General features: G+C 40.0%; 6 protein-coding genes and 1 other RNA gene. 1 reads left to right on the forward strand and 6 read right to left on the reverse strand.

Features of this window, described 5'->3' with window-relative positions:
• Nucleotides 1-531 precede the first annotated feature (531 nt).
• Nucleotides 532-923: a transfer-messenger RNA gene (ssrA, locus tag AN486_RS25980) on the forward strand.
• A gap of 128 nt (nt 924-1,051) precedes the next feature.
• Here ssrA and psb29 read toward each other — a convergent pair.
• The 6 genes from psb29 to AN486_RS26010 all read right to left on the reverse strand — a co-directional run bounded on the left by psb29 (nt 1,052) and on the right by AN486_RS26010 (nt 5,182).
• Entirely contained in the window at nt 1,052-1,723 is a 672-nt protein-coding gene (psb29, locus tag AN486_RS25985) for a photosystem II biogenesis protein Psp29 (RefSeq protein WP_168635462.1), read from the reverse strand.
• Between the two features lie 111 nt (nt 1,724-1,834).
• A complete protein-coding gene (locus AN486_RS25990; protein ID WP_290603001.1) occupies nt 1,835-2,206 on the reverse strand; it encodes an STAS domain-containing protein in 372 nt (123 codons plus the stop codon).
• A 215-nt stretch (nt 2,207-2,421) separates the two neighbouring features.
• Nucleotides 2,422-3,468: an oxygen-dependent coproporphyrinogen oxidase gene (gene hemF, locus AN486_RS25995; protein ID WP_290603003.1), complete on the reverse strand. Its 1,047-nt coding sequence runs from the start codon at nt 3,466-3,468 to the stop codon at nt 2,422-2,424.
• Between the two features lie 623 nt (nt 3,469-4,091).
• Entirely contained in the window at nt 4,092-4,547 is a 456-nt protein-coding gene (locus AN486_RS26000) for a ferredoxin (protein WP_053539080.1), read from the reverse strand.
• Nucleotides 4,547-4,933 carry a DUF1257 domain-containing protein gene (locus AN486_RS26005; protein ID WP_027400746.1) on the reverse strand — a complete coding sequence of 129 codons (387 nt, stop codon included), beginning with the start codon at nt 4,931-4,933 and terminating at the stop codon, nt 4,547-4,549. The genes AN486_RS26000 and AN486_RS26005 overlap by 1 nt, the downstream gene beginning before the upstream one ends.
• Nucleotides 4,934-4,972: 39 nt before the next feature.
• Nucleotides 4,973-5,182, reverse strand: a complete 210-nt coding sequence (locus AN486_RS26010) for a DUF2997 domain-containing protein (protein WP_053539079.1) — start codon at nt 5,180-5,182, stop codon at nt 4,973-4,975.
• Between the last annotated feature and the right edge of the window lie 691 nt (nt 5,183-5,873).

Genomic DNA, 5,873 nt, shown 5'->3' on the forward strand with positions numbered 1-5,873 from the left:
CTTTTGGAGGATTTAGAATGGTTGGTTTATTTACGCCGTTTTGTACTAGAGGCAGGATAAATCCTGCATTGATTTTAATCCATATTCGTGATACAACTATATTGTCACTAAAGACATAAAAAGCTACCGAGGGACTCTCGGAAAGTTACGCTTGTCAGATATGATTTCGCCCGCCAGGGCCAACGAAATCAGGGCAAGAACCCAAATATTTAAGGCAGTGCCTGAAACTGGGATAACTGAGGGATATAGACTGAAACTCTCTATAGAATCTCCGCGTCTTTAGACCGGAGAGTGTCAAGCTACGCTAAGTAATTGGACAAGAATATTGACAGTCATTGCGATCGCAGGGAAGCAATCACAACCCTGGCAATTGCTTCATTTCACTTCGTTCCATATGGCTAACGCCAGGCAATGATTACGCAATAACATTGTATAATTAATTCTGTCTCACTACTTATCAGCAAATCTTAACTATACTTTTTATTTGTCAAATTACAAAATTACCTACTATAATAAAAGTGTGAAGTGCATGGGGCTTTAACGGTTTCGACAGGTTGGCGAAAGCTACTCTGTGATTCAGGTCGAGAGCGAGTCATCTCTCGGAAATCAAAGACTCAAAAAAAAAGTAAATGCGAACAATATCGTAAAATTTGCTCGTCGGGAAGCTCTAGTAGCTGCCTAAGAAACCTCTTTTAGGTTCGAGCGTCTTTAATTTGACTCCGTTAAGGATTAAAGACCTAACCCCCAACGGATGCTCCAACAAGCGTTCTCTGGTTGGCTTGAAGGCTAAGATTAAATCAGAGCATCCTACGTTCGGGATAATGAACGATTCCCGCCTTGAGGGTCAGAAAGGCTAAACCTGTGAACGAGTGGAGGGTTAATACCCAATTTGGACATGGGTTCGACTCCCATAAGCTCCATTTTCAATTTTCAATAATTATTTAGCCCGCTAAAAACTTTGATGTTAGGCGGGCTTTTTGCTATCTGGGGGATTTCTTGACACGGTTATCCCGTTCCCAATTTATTTATTGGTACGGGATGGTGCTGATAGTTAGGCTGACTTTAAAGCATCCCGCTTTTTGCGATCTGCTGTCAAAATATCTGCCATGACTATGAGTGCTTGCGCCATTTTTTCCAGGTTGGAACTGTATAGTTCTAAATCTTTGATGAGTTTATCTTCAGAGATATTTAACCCGTTAGCGATCGCTTTGAGTGCTTCACTCTTTTGTTTATCATCTTTGATCAGTTCAGGATCTGACTGTACCAATAATGCAAATAAACCAACACCAAATAAGCGACTGTATTTAAAGTTGGAATTGGTAGCCACTGCTTCTAATTGCTGCTGCAAGTCCCCATCTTGATCTAGGGAATTTGCCCGACTCAAACCAGCAATCAAATCCTTAACTGGTAAACTGACAGCTAAAGCTTGCAATCTGGAGGCATCTTGTCGGTAACCCTGGGGATCTTGTTCCACAGCTTGACAAATTGCTCGGAAAATTGATTCTTTATCCTGTTCTGGTTGGTAGCCGTCCATGAAGCTGTCAAAAGTGGTGACAACGCCCAAGGCATAAATGGCATTGTAGCTAAAATCAACATTGACTGATAGCAGGTGCATTTCTACCATCAACTCTTCCACTACCCGGCGGTAAATAGTGTTAATTGGCCTGGTATGAAGGGTGTAAAAGGTTCTTTTTGTATCAGATACTGTACGGACGTTATTCACAAAGAAAATTTTAGTAAAGACGTATTCCTCTTCTCTAGTATGAACTAATCAGACCTAATTCGTGAAAGTCATTCAATTTTAGATTTTAGATTTTGGATTTTCCGATAAATCCTATTGACTCGCCAAAATCCGGGGTGAAGTCTTTAAAACCTGTTCTTCGGTATCAAAAATTTCAAATACTGTATCCATCATTGTAACTTCAAACACAAGTTTAGCTTCCGAATGAAGATTACAAATCCGAAAACTGCCACTAATTTTATCAGCTTCACGCATCCCGGCTAATAAAGAGGTCAACCCGGAACTATCAATAAAATTTACTTGTCCTAGATTGACAACAACATGAGGACTGTGTTTAGAAATACATTCCTGTAGCTTGAGACGAAATTGCCAAGCAGTAGTAATATCTAAACGACCAGCAGGTGTTAATACCATGACGGTATGACCGTCTTCAGTTGTACAGGTTTTTTGAGCTATATTAATCATTGAACCGATGCTTTTTTACTAATATTTGCTAATCAAAAGGCTCAATGTAAGGCAGTATCAACTTATATCCAGAATATCAAATCTACTTGTTAGTGTAACTTGCTGTCATGGTGGTTAACAAAAATAACTGGAGATTGGGAACTGGGTATGGGGAAACATATTTTATTTTTTACTTCCTTGCTATTACCCATTACCCATTACCCATTACCCATTGCTCATTCCTGACTTGGTTTCCAGTTTATCCAATCTTGAGGTTTTAGGAAAGTCTCATACAACTGGGCTTCAGGAGTATTAGGTTCTGGTTTGTAGCCATATTCCCAACGAACTAAAGGTGGTAGAGACATGAGAATTGATTCTGTGCGACCGTTGGTTTGGAGTCCAAAAATTGTTCCCCGGTCATAAACCAAGTTAAATTCTACATATCTACCACGACGGTATAATTGGAAATTGCGTTGGCGATCGCCATATTCCATCCCATGTCGGCGTTCCGCAATTGGCACATAAGCAGGTAAAAATGCCCCAGCACAGTCTTGAACTAAAGCAAATATATCTTCCCAACTCCGCGACGGTAATTCACCTACCTGATTGCTATAAATCGCTGCTTCCCCATTGGGATCTGGACCGCGATAGATAGAACCTTGACCATCTTGGTAATCCAAAAATAACCCACCAATTCCCCGTGTTTCATCTCGATGTTTCAGATAAAAATATTCATCACACCAGCGCTTAAACACAGGATAATATTCAGGATGGTGTTGATCACAAGCTTGTTTAAAAGTGTTATGAAAATGTTGTGCATCTTCAGCAAAAGGGTAATAAGGTGTTAAGTCTGCACCGCCACCAAACCACCAAACTGGACCTGCTTCAAAATAGCGGTAATTTAAATGGACTGTAGGTACATAAGGATTGCGTGGATGCAATACTAAGGAAGTCCCCGTTGCATAAAAGCCATGTCCTGTAGCTTCTGGCCGTTGGGCTAAAATCGAAGGAGGTAAATGAGAACCCCAAACTTCAGAGAAATTTACACCTGCTTGTTCAAAAATTGCTCCGTCACGCAGTACACGCGATCGCCCCCCACCCCCTTCTGGACGCTGCCAACTATCTTCCTGAAACTTCCCCAGACCATCTAATTTCTCTAAACCTTGGGTAATTTCATCCTGCAAATTTTGCATAAACTGGCTGACTCTAGCCTGAGCATTAACTCCAGGGAGAAGATCAGATGATTCTTTTGTGATAGTGGGGGTTTGCGAGTTGGTTAACATAGATTCCCGAACCTAAAATTACAATTTCCAAAACAATTACAAATTTTTGTTGTCAAAACTTGTCAGCAGCGAGAGTCACAAATCCGGCTTAATTTGCCAAATACAGTCTTTTATTATACGCCAAAACACAACCGTTCAAAACGCCTTCAAATCTCCATTGGCACGGAATTTACTCCAATTCACACATATCACATCTGAAGACCCTTTTTCACAGTTGTAGAAATAATCTTATTATTCATTCTACAAATTTTCTCTTCCCCACAAGCTTCTTGAATGAAAACTTAACGGTCTTTACCTGTTCACGTTTCAACATTAAAGAACATTTTTAATTTGACTATAATATGATTAATTAAGATTTAACAAGGTTAACTAAAATAAAGAGCAAAGTTAATTAAATAGGGTTTGCTGATAGCGTAGCGTTAGCCATACTCCTGAATGGGCGCAGGCCCTGCGCCCCTACCTCCTGATAGCGCAGCGTGGCGTTAGCCCTCACAGATAACTCATTCAGCAAACCCTAAATAAAAGATTTGAATTTGATGTGGGGTGCGGAATGTGGGATATAAAATAAAAGCACTGGTTTTACCAGTGCTTAACTGCATAATCAGTACAAATTGTCAAGTTATTTAAGGATTGGATTTTTTTAACTTTTGTTTTTTCCGGCGTTTTTCTGTAATGGCTACACCATGTTCTACTGGATAACCAACTACAGGAATTACCTGATATTTTCTGTCTTCTTCTAAATTTTTAAGTTCTGTGTAATCAACCCAGTGAATACAATCAACAGGACAGGTATCTATGGCTTCTTGAACTACCTCTTCTATGTCTCCATCTTGACGGATGACGCGCGATCGCCCATAATCTTCCTCAATAAAAAAAGTATTTCGGGCAACATGGGCGCAGTGCTTACAACCGATACAGGTAATTTCATCCACATAAACGCCTTTTTGCCGCACCAATCCACCTAATTCCGGTTCTAAACCAGAACGTTCAGGGACATCTCGGAGAAAACTCCCTAATTCTGGTTCTAAGCCGGAACGATTATATTCCTCTGCTTGTGGCGACGGCTGCAAATTAGACATTACGCACTCCAGCGTTGTACTACTAGACGAATAGAACCATCTTCCTGTTGCTGTTGTTCTGCCACTTGGAAGCCAACTTTAGTGGTTTCTTTGACTATTGTTTGATAAGCATAACGTTGAGTTACTTGACGGACAAACCCGTCCACAGATAGATTTTGTTGCCAATATTGTAAATCTGCAACTAATTCGTATTCTTGACCATTCCATCTGAAACCGATGTCATAGCCGTTTTGCTGTTCAATAGTTACTTCGGCTGCATGAGTTTGACCACGATAACCACGCACCTCACAAGGTCCAGGTTTCCAGTCTATTCCCAAATCGGAAAGGGCATCTTTCAAGGATTCTAGATTACGGATTTGTGTTTTAATTTGGCTAAAGTGTGACATAGTGGTTTGTAATCAATGAACATTAACTAGTTGGAAAACTTACCATTCGCTGTGGGCGGTTTGTGTATTCGCCACACTATTTTGCTGCGGGTTAGTGGCGAAAAACTCTGAGGTTGGTTCATTACTCAACACTCGTCCTAGCTGGGCTTCTATGGCTGCTGTCACCTCAGCACAAGATGCACCGATAATACCGGTGACTTTTTCTTGTACTCGACCATCTGGATAAATGATGAATTCTAATGTTTCCATGCTTTGAAAGCCAACCTAGATAATAGATTTGAACCTAGCTGCCTGATTTCAGACTAGCTCAAAATTTAGGGATAGGAATTTAGATACAAATTTGCCACCTATCTCATAATTTCCCATACTTAAGGACATATATTTCATCGTTTTTACAAAATTTATTATTTTCACTAGTATTTACCTTCGTTAATTATAAGTTTCTCTTAACCTGATCAATTAGTCAATATGAGGACTGCCAAAGATCAGAAATAATCAAGAACCTGATTAAATCAATCTTGTGGACAACATCTCTAGTCAAAAACAGGCTGAGATTTTTCTCAGCTTCATTGGAAAATCTTATCATTATCATTAGTTAGGGTTTGCTGAATAAGTCTTCTCGTGAAGGGAGGTGACAGGTGACAGTTGACAGGTGACAGTTTCAGCTATCTGTCATCCCCAAACTTTTAAGTTTATTAGAGGTAAAATACTCCGTTTTGGTACTACCCCCTCAAAAACCTTGCACCTATTTTCCTTTTTATCAACCTCAAACCTTTGATTCATTTACGGTTTACGTTTTTTCAGCAAGCCCTAGTTAGCCAATTCAGGCACTTTGTACTTGTCAGCAGGTATAATTGTTACTAGTAGTTCGTCAAATTTATTTTGACGGGTAATGATCGAAAAAAAACCTCTGTTCTTCCCTCCCCCACCTCCCCTACCC

It is taken from the genome of Anabaena sp. AL93, from assembly GCF_001672085.1.
Taxonomy (GTDB): domain Bacteria; phylum Cyanobacteriota; class Cyanobacteriia; order Cyanobacteriales; family Nostocaceae; genus Dolichospermum; species Dolichospermum heterosporum.

Bases quoted from the DNA above. Each gene is read 5' to 3' on its own strand.
- AN486_RS25990 (WP_290603001.1), bottom strand. From the start codon at position 2,206: ATGATTAATATAGCTCAAAAAACCTGTACAACTGAAGACGGTCATACC.
- hemF (WP_290603003.1), bottom strand. From the start codon at position 3,468: ATGTTAACCAACTCGCAAACCCCCACTATCACAAAAGAATCATCTGAT.
- AN486_RS26000 (WP_053539080.1), bottom strand. From the start codon at position 4,547: ATGTCTAATTTGCAGCCGTCGCCACAAGCAGAGGAATATAATCGTTCC.
- AN486_RS26005 (WP_027400746.1), bottom strand. From the start codon at position 4,933: ATGTCACACTTTAGCCAAATTAAAACACAAATCCGTAATCTAGAATCC.
- AN486_RS26010 (WP_053539079.1), bottom strand. From the start codon at position 5,182: ATGGAAACATTAGAATTCATCATTTATCCAGATGGTCGAGTACAAGAA.